The organism is Rhizobium sp. MHM7A (assembly GCF_005862215.1).
GTDB classification, from domain to species: Bacteria; Pseudomonadota; Alphaproteobacteria; order Rhizobiales; family Rhizobiaceae; genus Rhizobium; species Rhizobium bangladeshense.
In genome coordinates this window covers 891,669-906,589 of record NZ_VCHT01000001.1, presented here as the reverse complement: position 1 = coordinate 906,589, position 14,921 = coordinate 891,669, and the positions used below count along the sequence as shown (strand labels likewise).

Sequence of the window (14,921 nt, the reverse complement as noted above, 5' to 3'; positions counted from 1 at the left end):
GGAGCAGTATGTCGATCTCGCTGCCTGTTTCATGGCAGTCGTGCATGACCTGAAGATTGGCAATTCCGACCGTTACCAGGAAAGGGTGACGCAGCTTGCTGAAAGCTACTTCGTCCTGATGCTGGAGGCCTTCCGCTCGCCGTCGGATGGAATGTTTGGTACGCCGAGTGTCATCCGCGCGCTTTTGCATCGGGCTTCGTCCGAAGAGTACATCCAGGCAAGTCCTCCGCATACTGTCCAGCTTGTGGAAGCGGTATTCGAACAGTTCGAAGTCCGACTATGGAGCTTGATGACCGGCGCATTCTCCGGCATGACTCTGCCTGAAAAGGGGGCCTGCGACCTTTTTGTGCCGATATTCGGCATGCTGTTGAAGGATCGTATCCGCCTGATCGAATACGACAATGTTCCGGCGTTGAAGGAGTCGGTAAAGCACGCTTTTTCCACTATCCAGCCATCGGAAATCCATGGTTGCATCGTTGGTTTCTGCCAGAGCATGTTGAAAATGATACAAAGCAAACCTCCGGAGTCCGTCCGGCGCGTCAGCGAGGACCTTTCGGCCTTCATCTCCTCACTTCAGCCGCTTGTTCCGGACCCAGTGGTAGAGGAGCTTGATGTTATTCGCCTTGAACTCGGTGAGCAGGAAGAACAGGCACCCGTTCGTAGCAGGGCGTTTGCGCTGAACTGATTGTTGGTTGCAGGTTTTGCCTCGACCTTGGCTGCATGAGTGCAAAGCCCAAAGTCGAAGAGTTTCAGGATCGTCGTTTTGGCCGCGTGCGGCGGTTCAACGATTATTGGCGCGACGCTAAAGCGGTTTGCTTCCTGTTTGGGGACGGTCCTGGGCCGGAAGGTGAACTTGTTCGCCTTGTTGGAAAACCCAAGCGTGGTGGCGAAGGCTTTAAAATCCATTACGTCCGCAGTTATGAACCTCGACAAGGGTACGCTTCGAAGGCTTACGACTTCATTTTCGAGATGTATGGCGTGATCGATGCCATGGAAATAACGTCTCCGGCGGGTCTCGCCCTCAATGAAGCGATGAAGAAGGCCGGTCTTGTGGATAAGCTGCAGATCGAGAAATCTGCTTATGGCCCGGCCGCTGAGGAGCAGCCGGGGCCTTCACCGGGCCTTTGATTACAGTTCTCATATCTTCGGGGCAGGCGGTAAGAGCACATCGCCAGTGATGAATTCCGGCTCCTCGATATCGCCACCAAAGACCGGCACGACGGAATAGCCAGGATTGCTTTCGACCCAGGTACGGGCGGTGTCCTGTGCGCCATAGCAGAGGATCGAGTAGCTGCTCAGATCGAAGGGATCATCGTGGTCGCCATGAATGTTGTAACCATCGCTGTTGACAATTTGCCATCCGTCGAACGTTTCGGGCATGTTCTCGCGGCTGATTTTCGAGAAGTGGGCTAGGTCCAGTTTTTCCTCTCTCTGCCAGGCAACAACAACCTTTCCATCGGGTCCGGTGATGAGCAAGGTATCGCGATCTTCAAACGTGTACTCGTCGGTGAACTCGCCGAACTCGTCGGACATCCACTCTTTCATGTCGTCGACAGTGTTTTGAGCGCTCTCCAAAGTCTTATGCTCGACTTCGAAAGCCATGTGGGGGTGTGCGCTCAGGACGTGGACCTGGTAATTTGACATCTCTGTTCTCAACTGTTTGTTTGCTCTCCCTTTTCTACGATGCTCGTATGCAAGGAAGAGCAGCGGCGTCAGGTGAGGGCGGCCTTCTGAAAACGGGCGAGCGTCATGTCGGTCGCCGCCTTCAAGTCGAGGTCCCCGTAGACGCGATCCATGTCCGACCACGCTTTTCGAATGCCAGACAGGCCGAGCTGGGCTCCGATCAATTGGCCGGTGATGGCAGCCGTCGAGTCGCTGTCGCCGGAATGATTTGCTGAGACGGTCATCATGGTTTTGAGTGGTGCGTCCATCATCGCTGCTGCCAGGGAGATCGCCAGGCATTCGTGTCCGACCCATCCACCGCCGATCATTTCGATTTCCTGTGGCGCGATTTTTTGCCGCCCGCTCAGGACAAGCGCTCGATCTATCATCGCGATGAGTGTATTCCCGTGCGGGAGGTGTTTGATGTGATCAATGGCGGCGTTCGTTGCCTCCAGGACAGTCGCTCCTTGCGAGAGAGCTTTGAGAATATAGGCCAGCATTCCGCTTGGCATCCAACCCATCGGATGTCCATGGGTGAGCGCCGCCGTCGCGCAACCCAGCTCGTAGGCCCCCTGGAAGGACAGGTCTTTCAGAAAAGCAACCGGTGCGACGCGCATGACGCCACCGCATCCCATGGAATCGTTCACCGGCTCTCCCGGCGGTGTGAATGCCCCAGCGCCCTCTCTGCATGCTGCAAGGCAAGTGTTTCCCGGCGCTCGCGGGAAGAACATTTCCGGATGTCCGGAGAGCGCACCTTTGTCGTCTGACGGGGTACTGCGGCCCCTTTGGGTCTCATACCAGCGCAAATAGGCCTGTCGCACTTCAGCGATGGTAATCTTCCCGAGGTCGCCGGGTTCTTCGCGTCGCTCATAGGCTATTGCGATCCCTTCTGCCGTAAACAGCGTCATCTGAGTGTCGTCGCTGGCTATGTAACGTCCGTCTCGATCTCGCCACTTGTCGAGGTCGGCGAAATGCATCGGCCCGCCGTGCTTCTCGAAAATCTTGTAGATGTCCTCGAATTCTATGACGTAGCCGTAAGCATCGCCAACTGCGCCGAGCTTGATGCAGCCATGCATTCTGTCCACCAAAGGAGATAAAAGACTGGGCTGAGGGTTCTGAGCAGGATCGGTTGTCTGATTTGGCACAGCGCTCTTCTTTTTGAGAAACTTGAACATGTGGTATCCAGGCGGGAACTGTCCTAAATATGGGGCACTGCTTGTGATTGGTCAAAGTTCGCATGGGGAGAAATAGATGATCGCATTGACTTCTGATGTGGCTCCCTGGCTGGCGACCGTCACAGAGTCCCTCGTTCACGCTGTCATCGAAGCAAAACATCTGACGGGTGAGACCCTTTATCGGTTTGACCAAAGGGTGGTGGATCGGATTCAGCTTGAGATCGAGAAAGCTCAGTCCGACATTGCTTCACTCATTGAAATCGATGCGCGTGGCAGAGTGCGCATCTACCGGGCCATGCGTCTGCGGGCTAATCTCATCTCGTCAATGTCGCCGGGGGACGGACTTGGAGAGAGCTGGTCTTTTTCGAGATTGGGAGCCCATTCCTACGATGCGACTGGATCAGGCGATGGATATAGCTTTCAGGCAACTCTACATCCGGATACGATTCACTGGCCTGCAACCTTCGCCATGTGGTCGAGCGGAGTGGGTGAGTGCCGTTTGATGGCCAAGGCTGATATCAGTCTGGAACGGATTGAGACAGGCGCTGGTGAACTTGTTCGGCCCGATCTGATCAAGAAGCTTTTCAAGGTACGCGGCCGGATTGGTCATTAGGAGATCGCATGCCAATCAGTATTGTCGACGATGAAGGCTTCACCTGGGTGGTTCTGGATGGACCGGTGGCTGACGACATTTTCGTACCGCGCCTCGTGATCGAGCTTTTGTCGCTTGCGCGCCCTTATGGTGCCGGGGTCGCCCAAGCCGAGAGAGAAAAAGCCCGCCCGCTTGACGAGATTGTCGCCTCTGCCGTTTCAAGTGCACGGATTCCGCTTTATGGGTCGCCACGCAAGCATGATGTCCAATACATCTTCGATTATATCTCCGGTCATCGCGTCAAGGTCCGGTATCTGCCTCAAGGCCTATTGCCTGATCACAATCGGCTGGCTCTTAGACAATACGATGGGAAGCCGATCCTGGAATCGAATACCTTTGATGAGATGTATGGAAACGGAGCTTTGCTAAATGCTGTAAATCTGGCGCTGCTTTAACCAGAATTCCTTTTGATTGTTGACATTACAAAGCCAAAAATGTCGCCGCAGCAGCCGATGCGGAATTGACCTCCCGCATCGGCCTTTGTTTATCCGGGAGCACCTTCATTTTAAAGACCGGGAGCTGGGACGAGAGGCTCGATATCCGACACTACCGCCTTGGCTTCCAATGTTTTTGTGCCGCGTTCAACCAGAACAAACTGCCATCCCTTCCGCTCGTACTCGGTGTCGGTGATCGGCCATTCATCAGGCACAGCCGAAACCATCTTCACCTCGCCGATGACGGAGTCGATCTGGTTGATGTAGATGAACTCACCTTCCTTCAGGCTGCGTCCTTCTTCCGGAACGACAACATAGGCCTCGACGTCGAGCCCTTGCACGGCTTCCTGAAGCTCAGCGCTGAAATAGCGATCCCGCAGCTTTTGAGGCGTGGCCTTGAACGTCCTGGCTTGCTTCATCTTGCACCTGACAACTTCCGGCAGTTCGATCTGCTTTATGTCTTCAGACTTGCTGAAGGCATTCTCGCTACTCAGGAAAGCGACCGCGACGAACTCATCAGGATCGTAACCGCCCGTTACGCTGTGATACTGCGAAGAGCCTCTTTTTGTCGGTTCGGTGTTAAAGAACGCGACGATATTTCGAACGTGGTCTTCTTCGAAGCGCTTGCTGGCGTGCATCGAGAATGTGCCTTTTGAAAATTCGCTTGGATTGTAAACGCCCATGAACTCCTGGGTTTCCTTGTGCATCAGGCCATATTTAACGCTCTTCATGCTGGTTTCGTCCTCTACAAGATCATGCTGACATCATCGTTTCTGACCACGCAAGCGGCAACGTCTAGCTATTGCCGAAGGGGCTTTCAACTTGCATCCGCCTCTGTCAGGCTTAGCGTACAGAGCCTGACAGATCGCGTCATCATGAGATTGGCATTCGAGGATTACCTCTACAACAACGGACAGGCTTACGAACGCGCCCTGGACGATTTCCGGCTGGATCGCTCGGTCGAGCTTGGCATCTACCCTCAACTACTGCCCACTTTGACGTTCTCCGAGATAGGAGAAGTTCTACAGTTTGAGGATATCCTCATCGGCTTTGACAAACTACATCCCGAACATACGGTACGTGAGACCACGAACAGACGCTTGGCGAATGCATTGTATCAGGAATTCAAACTGGAAATCTTTCGAAACCAGTTCCCCGACACGGTCGAAGACGTGGTTCGTTCCTTCGCGGCATCAGTCGGAGAGATGTCTGCGAGGGCAGGGGGCCGTAATCAGGACCTCCTCAAGCTTCATCGCACGCTGCGCGCGGCCGACCTTTTCAACGACCATCCTCAAGCCCTGATCAGCATGCGCGAGCCTGCTGTAAACTTGGCATTGAGCCTGCATGACGAGGGCAAGGACTTTGCCGCTCGCGAGTTGATGCAGATGGTCTCGGCCAGCATTTACATCAGCAATCCTGAGAGATGTCATCCGCAGATCAGAAATATCGCCAACGACAATCGTGCCGATGTCCCGTCGAGTCGCCCCGGCTTCTGATCACCGCCACCGCTTTTCGTCCTGGTCGAGTTCATAGATCATCTTGTCTATCGCGTCCGGGTCTGTGAGGTCGACTCCCCGGACGAAGGCTGCCTCGGCCATGTCAGCCTCCGGCGCTTCCAGCAATCCATTGTTGTTGAAGTCGCTGCGTTTGGCGATTTCGAGCAAAATACGCCGGGCATCGCTAAGTTTGACGACACCGGTGCGGAGTGGGTCAAGAGACTTCATGACGCCTTTTTCCGTGTCACGCGCGTAAGCCTTCATGCGCTCGATTTGCTGATCACGGTGGTGCTTGAAAAAACCTTCGGCTCGTTTTCGTCCGGAATTGCGCGCGGCATTGATCTTGTTTTCAGTCGACTGCGTGTAGAACCTGGTCATGTTCTCTACATAAGCACGGCTCACATCGCCATAATTCTTCGCAGTCATTTGCCCGTCAACGAACGGCAACTTTCTGAGCATGTCTGTGGACCAATCGTCGAGAGTACGCACTTCAGACCGCGCATAGGCGGATGAACAACAGGAAAATGACAGCAGGAGCGTCGCGATAAATTTGAGCATGAGATGCCATCTCGACAATAGTACACTCATTACCGCAAGGAATTCTGGTTTCTTCAAGACGTATTTTGAGGAGTTCAGCAAAATTGGTGACTTCCATGCAGCGCGCCGTGGTGTGATGCTGGTGTTTAGCAATTCGACTTGAGTTTCCTTATAAATGTCTGATCCCCATCATCGCCTGCCGTCGGTTTTCCTCGGCAATCTCCTGGAAAGTACCACCATCGAGCCTTTGGCAGATAATTTCGCTGTCTCCCGGTTCCTGATGGACCGTGCTTTGGCCGATCTCGGTGGCAACCCGATCAATGGGCCTTCGGTTGAAGGAGATAATCTGATCGCCTCGATGCTGGCCGATGAAGCCATGTATGCGTTGTCGCGCAGCGATGCACCGACCTCATTGACCTGGTACACCGACGCCATCGAACGTATGATCGCTGTCGCCACGATTCTCCATCCTGAAATCTCCTCGGACGAGGCGGCTGTCAGCCATCCGTCTGGACGTTTCAAGTCAGCCTTGGAAGCGCGTGTCGTCCTTTTTACGGCGATGGCGCTCACCAGTCAGAACAACGCCGTTCTGGATAACATGCGCTATGCCTTGGAGCAGTATCGTGCCTTTTTGGCGACCGGCGAATTCCTGCCTAAGGTCTATGGCGCTAACGGGACAGCTGTCTTCAGTAATTTGCAGCGTTTCAATTTCGTGTTGTCCCGGACGAACGGCGACCTGACCCGTTTTCACCGTCTTATGACCATGGAGTTGACGATGCGTGACCTGGTCAAGTTTGCGGAGCGTTTCGATATTCAGGTGGGCGGCAAGGAATTGGCTGACGAAACCGTTTATGGCAGCATGATTTTCGGTCCCAAGGTTGGGAATGGTTTTCTGCAGAACCTGCTGGGGAACCACAAGCCCATCACCATCGATCTCTGGTTCATGCGGACCTGGGGCCGGTATACCGGCACGATCCTTCGAGATCAATTGGAAGATGGTGTTCAGACGAAGTTGGCGAGTGCATTGCGCCGTTCGCAGCGATCCGAACGCATGACCAAGTTGATGGATGATTTCGGTGTGCTGCGCAAACCGGCAGAAGTCCTGGAAATGGACAATGTCGAGCTGCTTTCCTATGCGCGAGAACTGAAGCTGTTCTGGGAAAAAATCAGGCGCAACTACACGGCTGGTAAGCTCAACGATCAGATGAATTCGAGATCGTCGAAGCTTGCCGCCAAGAAGACGCAAGACAATGCGTCCGCTTCGGAACTGAAATCAAAGCTTGGCTGGCCGAGCGCGTCTGAATCAATTCTCAGAGGCCTTGGAGCACCGGTTGACAGTCCTCGCAACGCCAGCAGCCGTGCGTGGATCAGATCGGTCTGCGAGCTTGCCTTGAAGAAATTGAAGGCTAATGGCTTCAACATGACGGCAGCCAACCTCCAGGCGACCCTTTGGTATCCTGAGAAGGAATTGTACGGAAAGTTGACGGGGCGGCCGGTGACGCGCTTTACCATGTCATACGACGATGCAATTATTGACCTGGCGAAAAAGGAAGGGTTTACAGATGAAAGAATTGCCGCCGCACTACGCACCGTGGCAAAGGACGGAAGAGGAAGACAGCGCGATACAGAACGCGATGTCGAAAGCCTCACCGGAACAGATGGCGGGTTTCATCGACGCATTGCTGGAAGAGGCTGACCGCCAAGCCGAAAGCAAAGAAGGCAAAGATGGCAAAGCGTAAAGGATCGACCAATGGACAAATATTCGCGTGAACAGGTCGCTGATATGATCCGCGCGAAGATTGATGCCTTTGGCGAGGACGCTTGGTTTATAAACAATGGTTGGTGCTGGGTGTTTGCCAATGGTTTGGCAGAGAAGCTGGGGCCAGACGCGAAGGTCGTTAACTCATGCCATCATTACCGAGATGGGACGTTTCCGGGTCATAGCTGGGTCGAATATAATGGCCTGCACTTCGATGCTGAAACGCCGGATGGTGTCAGCGAACCCAGGCAGATGCAATACCACCGCCGCCTGCGGGCGATTGCGGATTCACCGGATAATGTCGATGAAAATCAGGCCGTCATCGATGCCCTGGGGCATGAGCCGATCTATTACGCACCCGGGTTCTAGATTTGCGCGGTGTTAGGCAAGCGAACTGATGGAACGTATTTCCAGGTTGCCAAATGGCGTCACTCGATTGCGCCGATGCTTCGCGGGGCTATTCATTAGGGCAAACAGGCCAATCGTGTGTTTAATTGACTTTCTATGTTGACATTCACTTTCTGTTCCCGCTAGGATGTGTTGACATGAGTCAGCGTGAGGCAGTTAATTGGCAAAGCGGAAGGAAGGCAAAGTGGGCGAAGCCGCGCCGTCGATTTTCCGTTGCGACAAGTTGCCGACGCATATGAATGCTGGAAAAATTCAGACCTTGAAGGTCATGCTGCAAGCATGGCGTAGATCGGCGAAGGTGATTTCCGATCTGCAATGGAATTGCTTCTTCCAAACAGGCGGGTTTAACCCCTTCTTCGACCCTGCAGCGGTTCATCGAAAGCAAGGCGTTGAGGTTCGTACAGGTGTTCTGCGGCAAATTAGTCATCATTTCGGAGTAGAACCGACGGAGTTTGAGAAAAAGCGCCTGCCGAGAATGATTCCGGGTCTGGTCGATGTCCTCGCGCCGCTTAAAGCGGCACTCGGCGCAGCCGAAGTTCAGATGGTTCGAGAGCAGGTCCTGGGGACGCTCAACAGCTACCTCTCAAATCGTCAAAATGACTTTCGCCAAGCCGTTTTCGGATCGTGCCTGTCTGCCGATGAGTATGAAACAACGCGACACGCGTTGTTGGTCATCAACAAGGCGAAGGCTTGGTTCAATCTGAAGCGCGAGCTTCAGATTGATGGCAATCCAATCGACATGAGAACACGCAAATTGGCGCGGAACATCATGTCGCAGATCATGAACCGACACCGGAAACCACGGTTCTCTCGCATTGGCATGGTCGTCGACCAGCGTATCGCGACACTGTCGGCCAGCACCTGTGGCACGTCTTTCGACATGTGGCTGAAGCTGCGCATCGCGGGTTTAAGGGAAACACGGAAAGCTGCAGGACAGAAAAATCCCGATGGTTTTATTCACATCCCGATTAGAAGCTACGACCGTTTTAATGCTCGAAAGGGAGCGCGCAAACAGTCCTTCCAGATCATCGAGGATCGCCATACAGGGACAATCAGCGTTGGCATGATCACCGATGTCGGTGAAGCATTCCAGGCTTCCCGGGAGGTTTATGCGTCCAGCGCTAATGGACCATTGGCGTTGGACTTCGGGCTGAAGACCTTGTTCGCTACGGAACATGGCGATCTGCTCGGCAGGGAGTTTCTGCGCAAGCTCAAGGCCCTGGATGAGACGTTGTCGGGCATCGCGCGACATGTGCAACGCTCCGGCCAAAAGCCCCGGTCGTCAAAGCGGTATGTGATGCATGCCGAGCGGACGCGAGGTTATATCAAGACCGAGCTGAACCGGATCATCAACCGGCTCATTGCCACGAAACGGCCTTCGAAGCTGTTCCTGGAACGCTTGAACTTCCAATCCACAGGCCTGTCCCGCCGGATGAACCGCTTGCTGCAGAACTGTGGTCGCTCCGTCTTGCAGACGAAGCTCCAGGCGATCAATGATGAATTTGGCATTGAGACGACGGAGGTCGTCTCGGCCTACACCAGTCAAACCTGTTCCTGCTGTGGATACGTCGACAAGCGGAACAGGCCGAGCCAAGAGCGGTTTACCTGCAAATGGTGCGGAAGCAAGATGCATGCGGATGTCAACGCAAGTCGTAACATCGGGTCGGAACGTTTCCGGTCATTCACGGCGCTACGACCCGGCATCCGCAAGGCTGTCCTCGATGTGCTCGTAAGCGAACACATCGAGCGAAACAAACGGAGACGAGGGTCGCCGTCTGATCCAAGGGAGACCAATCCTTATTTCAAGGACTGGACTCCGGAGGTGAGGTTCCTTCCGCTTGCAGCCTAGCTGCAGCGGCAAAAAGCCAGTTGTGGAATTAAACACATGATTGGCCCGTTACCCTTCATTAGTTACCTCTCAGGAGATTGCTGGTGTCCTGGCGGCAAAGTACCGCTTCGCGTTCTCGACCACCAGATCGATCTTTGCCTGATCGCCGTCGCCGAGGTCGACATATGTCAGGTCATTCGCGAGAGCTTCTTCCGGAATCCGCCCTGCATAGAGTTGACCGATCACGACGTTCAGGAACGCGGTAATAACCCGTTCCCGTCCTTTGAACGACAAAGTGACCTTTTCACCGGCAAGCAGAGCCGCTGATATTGCGTCGAAGACCTTCTGTCCGTCGGCCGCAGAGACCCAGATCGGTGTACCGGTAATGTCCAGTATCGAAATCTTCTTCACCATGCGCGATCCGCCTGGACTTGCGGCATGGTCAGCCCTCGGTCGGCAAGCAGTTGGCCAACGAGTTTCATGACGAGGCGGTCTCCGTGCCGATACTGTTCCCAGCGGCTGTTGCTGTAATGCTCGTCGGCAACGCTGCGACCTGCGCGGTATTTTCTGCGGCCGGTCTCGTCTTCATAATCGCCGCTGCAGGCGTAAATGGTTGGACCGCGACCGGCAGCCTGCATTGAAAGCCTTTCACCACAGATGCGGCACGGCGGAATGGTCTCTGGCGTGTAACGGTTCACCAGTTCCTGTGCCGTTTCCATGATTTCATCATTGGTCATCGGAATGCGTTCTTCGGTATCAGTCATCTGTCAGCCCTTAAAAACAATGGTGCGGAAGCGTGTCGCGAACGTGACGATCTCGGTGATTTCTCGAACTTCCTTGTGCAGTCCGGCGCTGCGAAGGATGTTCAGGAAAACTTGCTCCGTGAGATCAGACAGCAGCGTTTCGAACGTTTCACGCGTCGGATCGGTGCGGAAGTCTCGCAGCGAATATTCGAGAGCCGTCAATTCCGCCGACTTCATAATTCGCGTGCCGCTCGATGCGGTCGCCAGGTTTTTCTTTGCCTTGCTGACCGCTTCGACGATGAACTCGGGCGTCACGAAGGAAAACCGCGCGATATCGACATCAATCTGGTTGGGCTCGATCTTCTCTGCAATTTCAGAGATGATGCCGATGCGTGCTAATTCCATGGGGCTGGTGCTACCCATCTGTTCAACATTCAACTTCGATTGGAAGAAGCGTGGCTCGTCGATGATAATCTGCAAGATGCTTTCCGGTGTGGCCGGAAGAAGGTCATTGATCAGTCGCATGCGAACGCGACTGGCTTCGTCTGGCAGCAGACCGTGAACGGCGACGCCATCAGCCTGCGCCTCATGGAGACCTTCAACATAAGCGGCCCGATAACCGGCTTTGGCATTTTCAATGATGGAATTAAGCAAATCCTGACTGGACATGGGTGAAACTTTCATACGTGATTTTGGTCAGGAACCTTTGTCGAGGTTTCCCACGAGGAGTTCTGGAACCAGATATAGTCCATGCCGTGCAGTTCGATAAGGTCGTGACCTCAGATCGAAGCTGCTCGATCTCTTTTCTTATCGTTCCCGATAAGGTTTGTGATGGGTGCAAGCCGTCATTTCTTGAGGTCTCGCCGCAGCTTGAGCACCAGTTTCAGATGCGTCGGATCGGCAAGCTGGATACCGAAAGTATTGTCCACCTCTTGATACAGGAACGGCAGCGTGTAGTGGTCCTTATAAATCGGTATGTATTCGTTCGGGATCGAGGCCAGAAAGTCCTCATACGGAGTAGGAAGGTAGTTCTCGCGCAGTTCGCGTTCCCAGTTATCGACGTATCGGTAAGTGAGGAAGAAATGAATAAGCGACCAATTTTCCGAGATCGAGCCCCATTGTTTCTCCCAGTCGCTGAGACGTTTGCGGCCATCCCTCATCTTGCCGAAGACCTGACGGACCCGTGCGACATGGTTGGGATGTGCCGGTCGCGATGCGTGTTCGGAAACCATCATGTCGCGAAAGGCGATGAAGTCGAAGACAACGCCGTCCTGGCCCCAGATTTGGTCCATGACCTTCTGAAGGTCTTTGCCCTTCAGATACATCTTGATTTCATGGACGACGCTGGCAAGGCTGAGCGCGGCTTTTCCACCCTTCGCTTGATGGGCGTTGACGATGGCCGCGACCTCGGCCCAATCCGACGTATAGAGAATGGGTTTACTGGGGTTGCCCGGGTTGCGCATTCTTGCGCGGTCAAGCATTTCTTGGTCGTTGTCGTAGCCGACCAACTTGATGCCGGGAAAGTTCCTGGCGATGAAGCCCAGCATCGCGCCGTCCGCACAGCCAAAGTCGATAAGCAAGTTTGCGTCGATGAAGTTGACGAAGAAGGCCTTGTCCCACATGGATTTGGCCATTTCGTCAGTGTAGAACTGATCGTTGATGATGGGATTAACGTGCTCGTTCATTGTCAAAAACCTGCTTATCGGATTCTCAGGGCAACATGGGCTGATTGTCGGCTTCAGCGCTCGGATCGGCGGTTCTTATCCTTGCACTCAGCAATTAACGCTTTAAGCTCTTCCACGCTGATACCACGGATGGCGGCGGAATTTCGAAGGCTTTGCTCGTGAGCCTCTTCCTCGCTCATGCGCTTTGGCGGGCGGGGTTTCTTGCCGGTCTTCGGGGGTTTCATTGTGCCCTCCACGGCTAGGGGCGAAGTGTCGTGTCTGGCTTGATCCGGTGAACCATTCGGTCCCCGTCGAGACCCTCTGCGCTCCATGTCGTCTTCATTTTTTGATCCTGATCTTTGCCAACTCTCTTCTTACCGACGCACTATAATTCCACGACTTTAAATGTCAACATTGATGGTGGAGAAATCCCTTGTTTTCCTCATTCGGTAAACTGCTTTTCCTGTTTGTCGCTTGCTGAATTTCATGCTTGAATTCCTTGTGACGAATTCATGCGGAAGATGCGCCATGCAAGATATCAAACTCAAATCCGCTGCGGGAGCCCTTATCATCGGGAAGCTTGAAGGTTTTGGACCGTCGGCTTTTGCCAAGCTTGCTGCACGGTTCGAGACCATTGGCGCTCTTCTGAACGCCCGAGAAGCTGACCTGACAGGCGTGGTCAACATCACTCAGCGAAACAGTTTGATGATTAGTGGGCACAAGGACCTCATGCGGGCCCATATGGAAGTCACAGCTGACTTTGATCGCGTCATCGATATGGGCGCGCAGCCGATCAGCATTTTCGACGATCTCTATCCACGGCGTCTGAAGCTAATCCCGAATGCTCCGACTGTGATTTATGCCGCAGGCGATCTTTCTCCGCTTGAGCGTGCAGTCGGATGCGTGGGCACCCGCCAGCCAACGCGGTTTGGTCAGGTGGTTGCCGCGAATATGACCAAGATGTTGGCGGAGAACGGTTTTACGATTGTTTCCGGCCTCGCTTCCGGCATCGATAGCATTGCTCATAGGGAAGCCCTTGCTGCGAACGCTCCGACCCTTGCGGTTCTCGGTTGCGGCCTGGATAAGATCAATTATGGAGCCTACGAGCTTTACGGTATGATCGGCGACAGTGAAGGCGGCATGGTGTTGACAGAACAGCCGCTCGGCCAGGAAGCGGATCGCAATACGTTGTCGCGCCGTAATCGTATCATTACCGGTCTTTCGGTGGGTACGTTTGTGTTCCAGCTTGAGCGTGATAGCGGCACCATGCACACGGTCAAATATGCCTTCCGCCAGGGCAAGCCGATGTTTGTTCCGGTTATTCCTGAGCGCTTCAGGGAGGAGCCTGAAAACAACACCGCAATTGATATGGCGAACATGAAGCCATCGGATTTTGCTCGCATGTGTGACTGGAAAAAGGAATACCTCGATGCTGCAAATGAAAGCAGTCTTCCGTCAGTCGCGGACAGCATTTCCGGGAAGGACGATTATCCACGCCTGATTGAGCGTCTAAATGCTCTTATTCAGGAAGGGAAACCGGAAGAAAACCTTGAAATTGAACAGGTCGCCACTTTCGCTTGAATGATTTAACCCCTATATAAGGTGCTCAAAGGAATTCTTTAAAGGGGATACGACCGTGGCCACGACAGATCAGAAGAACGGACAGAGGAATTTGTCTGAGAACCGTCGTGCGCGTTTCGATTACGAAATCGTCGAGACGATTGAAACCGGTATTGTTCTGACGGGTTCCGAGATCAAGTCGATTGCCCAGGGCAAAGGTCTGATCGCCGAATCCTACGCTTCCTGCGAAGGCGGCGAACTGTGGCTGATCAATTCGCATATCCCTGAGTATTTCGAGGCCAGTCGGTTCAATCATGAGCCGCGCCGTCGTCGCAAGTTGCTCGTGCATCGAAAGGAACTGGCTCGGCTTGCCAACGCGGTTGGTCGCGACGGCATGACATTGGTTCCTCTGCGTATCTACTACAACGAGAAGCGTCGCGCCAAGCTGGAGCTTGCTGTTGCTCGCGGTAAGAAGTCTCACGACAAGCGTGAGAGCATCAAGGACCGTGAGTGGGGCCGTCAGAAGCAAAGGCTCCTGAAGCAGAATGGATGATGAAAGCATCGTTTGCGAGCGTGCCCGGGTTCTTCGCCGATCTCAGGCACTCTCGGTAGCGTTCTCGCGTCGGCTGGAGTGCGGTATTCTTCTCGTGGTGGATGATTCCGAGGCGCTGTTCAATCACTATACGCGCGAATGCATCGATCACATTCTCAAAGTCTTTGTCGTATTCGACGATGCGACTTTGCTCGACGTCACCGGCAGGCATGATCGCGGGGTTATCGAAGGTCGATATCTTCGTTCTAACACTGCCGATGGTTCTTACCGGTTCATAGAACTCAAAGGCGAAGCTCAACTGGCATCTTTCGTATCCACCGATTGGGATTATGCATTGAGTCCTGTTTCTGACATGGAGATCGACACTGCGTTCTGCGATTTTCTGCAAACCTATCCTGAATACGGGCCTTTGGAATTGTCGCTGTGCGGGAATGTTAAACGCTGACCGCA

At 53.9% G+C, this 14,921-nt stretch carries 20 protein-coding genes; 11 read left to right on the top strand and 9 right to left on the bottom strand.

Annotated features, from left to right (window positions below; genetic code table 11):
* The first annotated feature begins 40 nt into the window (after positions 1-40).
* Together FFR93_RS05270 and FFR93_RS05265 are read left to right on the top strand one after the other, a co-directional pair.
* Positions 41-685, top strand: coding sequence for a hypothetical protein (locus FFR93_RS05270; protein ID WP_138392326.1), 645 nt, complete (start codon positions 41-43; stop codon positions 683-685).
* Positions 686-771: 86 nt separating this feature from the next.
* The gene (locus FFR93_RS05265) at positions 772-1,128 is read left to right on the top strand and encodes a hypothetical protein (protein ID WP_138392325.1); all 357 of its coding nucleotides are present in this window, start codon (positions 772-774) and stop codon (positions 1,126-1,128) included.
* A 9-nt stretch (positions 1,129-1,137) separates the two neighbouring features.
* On the opposite strand, the gene FFR93_RS05260 is transcribed toward FFR93_RS05265, so the two are convergent.
* Both FFR93_RS05260 and FFR93_RS05255 read right to left on the bottom strand, forming a co-directional pair.
* Positions 1,138-1,602 (bottom strand): hypothetical protein, encoded by a 465-nt coding sequence (locus FFR93_RS05260; RefSeq protein ID WP_138392324.1) that lies wholly within the window; start codon positions 1,600-1,602, stop codon positions 1,138-1,140.
* Between the two features lie 110 nt (positions 1,603-1,712).
* Positions 1,713-2,738 (bottom strand): ADP-ribosylglycohydrolase family protein, encoded by a 1,026-nt coding sequence (locus FFR93_RS05255; RefSeq protein WP_171049095.1) that lies wholly within the window; start codon positions 2,736-2,738, stop codon positions 1,713-1,715.
* A 175-nt stretch (positions 2,739-2,913) separates the two neighbouring features.
* Between FFR93_RS05255 and FFR93_RS05250 the strand changes: the two genes are divergently transcribed.
* Both FFR93_RS05250 and FFR93_RS05245 read left to right on the top strand, forming a co-directional pair.
* A complete protein-coding gene (locus FFR93_RS05250) occupies positions 2,914-3,450 on the top strand; it encodes a hypothetical protein (protein ID WP_138392322.1) in 537 nt (178 codons plus the stop codon).
* 8 nt (positions 3,451-3,458) lie between these two features.
* Positions 3,459-3,884, top strand: a complete 426-nt coding sequence (locus FFR93_RS05245; protein WP_138392321.1) for a hypothetical protein — start codon at positions 3,459-3,461, stop codon at positions 3,882-3,884.
* Positions 3,885-3,994: 110 nt separating this feature from the next.
* On the opposite strand, the gene FFR93_RS05240 is transcribed toward FFR93_RS05245, so the two are convergent.
* A complete protein-coding gene (locus FFR93_RS05240; RefSeq protein ID WP_138392320.1) occupies positions 3,995-4,654 on the bottom strand; it encodes a hypothetical protein in 660 nt (219 codons plus the stop codon).
* Between the two features lie 24 nt (positions 4,655-4,678).
* Between FFR93_RS05240 and FFR93_RS05235 the strand changes: the two genes are divergently transcribed.
* The gene (locus FFR93_RS05235) at positions 4,679-5,419 is read left to right on the top strand and encodes a hypothetical protein (protein WP_171049094.1); all 741 of its coding nucleotides are present in this window, start codon (positions 4,679-4,681) and stop codon (positions 5,417-5,419) included.
* Here FFR93_RS05235 and FFR93_RS05230 read toward each other — a convergent pair whose 3' ends face one another.
* Positions 5,420-5,977 carry a hypothetical protein gene (locus FFR93_RS05230; protein ID WP_138392318.1) on the bottom strand — a complete coding sequence of 186 codons (558 nt, stop codon included), beginning with the start codon at positions 5,975-5,977 and terminating at the stop codon, positions 5,420-5,422.
* Between the two features lie 154 nt (positions 5,978-6,131).
* Between FFR93_RS05230 and FFR93_RS05225 the strand changes: the two genes are divergently transcribed.
* From FFR93_RS05225 to FFR93_RS05215, 3 genes are all read left to right on the top strand, one after another.
* Positions 6,132-7,652 carry a hypothetical protein gene (locus FFR93_RS05225; protein ID WP_138392317.1) on the top strand — a complete coding sequence of 507 codons (1,521 nt, stop codon included), beginning with the start codon at positions 6,132-6,134 and terminating at the stop codon, positions 7,650-7,652.
* Between the two features lie 54 nt (positions 7,653-7,706).
* Positions 7,707-8,084, top strand: coding sequence for a hypothetical protein (locus FFR93_RS05220; RefSeq protein WP_138392316.1), 378 nt, complete (start codon positions 7,707-7,709; stop codon positions 8,082-8,084).
* Positions 8,085-8,307: 223 nt separating this feature from the next.
* The gene (locus tag FFR93_RS05215; protein ID WP_138392315.1) at positions 8,308-9,972 is read left to right on the top strand and encodes a zinc ribbon domain-containing protein; all 1,665 of its coding nucleotides are present in this window, start codon (positions 8,308-8,310) and stop codon (positions 9,970-9,972) included.
* Between the two features lie 69 nt (positions 9,973-10,041).
* On the opposite strand, the gene FFR93_RS05210 is transcribed toward FFR93_RS05215, so the two are convergent.
* The 5 genes from FFR93_RS05210 to FFR93_RS40730 form a co-directional block, all read right to left on the bottom strand.
* Complete coding sequence (locus FFR93_RS05210) at positions 10,042-10,365, bottom strand: STAS-like domain-containing protein (protein WP_138392314.1); 324 nt, start codon at positions 10,363-10,365, stop codon at positions 10,042-10,044.
* Positions 10,359-10,715 (bottom strand): hypothetical protein, encoded by a 357-nt coding sequence (locus tag FFR93_RS05205; RefSeq protein WP_138392313.1) that lies wholly within the window; start codon positions 10,713-10,715, stop codon positions 10,359-10,361. Before FFR93_RS05205 ends, FFR93_RS05210 begins: the two co-directional genes overlap by 7 nt.
* A 3-nt stretch (positions 10,716-10,718) precedes the next feature.
* The gene (locus tag FFR93_RS05200) at positions 10,719-11,363 is read right to left on the bottom strand and encodes a hypothetical protein (protein WP_138392312.1); all 645 of its coding nucleotides are present in this window, start codon (positions 11,361-11,363) and stop codon (positions 10,719-10,721) included.
* 176 nt (positions 11,364-11,539) lie between these two features.
* The gene (locus tag FFR93_RS05195; RefSeq protein WP_138392311.1) at positions 11,540-12,379 is read right to left on the bottom strand and encodes a class I SAM-dependent methyltransferase; all 840 of its coding nucleotides are present in this window, start codon (positions 12,377-12,379) and stop codon (positions 11,540-11,542) included.
* Positions 12,380-12,432: 53 nt separating this feature from the next.
* Positions 12,433-12,603 carry a hypothetical protein gene (locus FFR93_RS40730; RefSeq protein ID WP_171049093.1) on the bottom strand — a complete coding sequence of 57 codons (171 nt, stop codon included), beginning with the start codon at positions 12,601-12,603 and terminating at the stop codon, positions 12,433-12,435.
* A 283-nt stretch (positions 12,604-12,886) separates the two neighbouring features.
* On the opposite strand from FFR93_RS40730, the gene FFR93_RS05190 reads away from it, so the two are divergent.
* From FFR93_RS05190 to FFR93_RS05180, 3 genes are read left to right on the top strand one after another with little or no spacing between them, the layout of a single operon-like run.
* A complete protein-coding gene (locus FFR93_RS05190) occupies positions 12,887-13,939 on the top strand; it encodes a DNA-processing protein DprA (protein ID WP_171049092.1) in 1,053 nt (350 codons plus the stop codon).
* A 55-nt stretch (positions 13,940-13,994) separates the two neighbouring features.
* Complete coding sequence (gene smpB, locus FFR93_RS05185) at positions 13,995-14,471, top strand: SsrA-binding protein SmpB (RefSeq protein WP_138392309.1); 477 nt, start codon at positions 13,995-13,997, stop codon at positions 14,469-14,471.
* Positions 14,464-14,916, top strand: a complete 453-nt coding sequence (locus FFR93_RS05180; protein WP_138392308.1) for a hypothetical protein — start codon at positions 14,464-14,466, stop codon at positions 14,914-14,916. Before smpB ends, FFR93_RS05180 begins: the two co-directional genes overlap by 8 nt.
* Positions 14,917-14,921 lie beyond the last annotated feature (5 nt).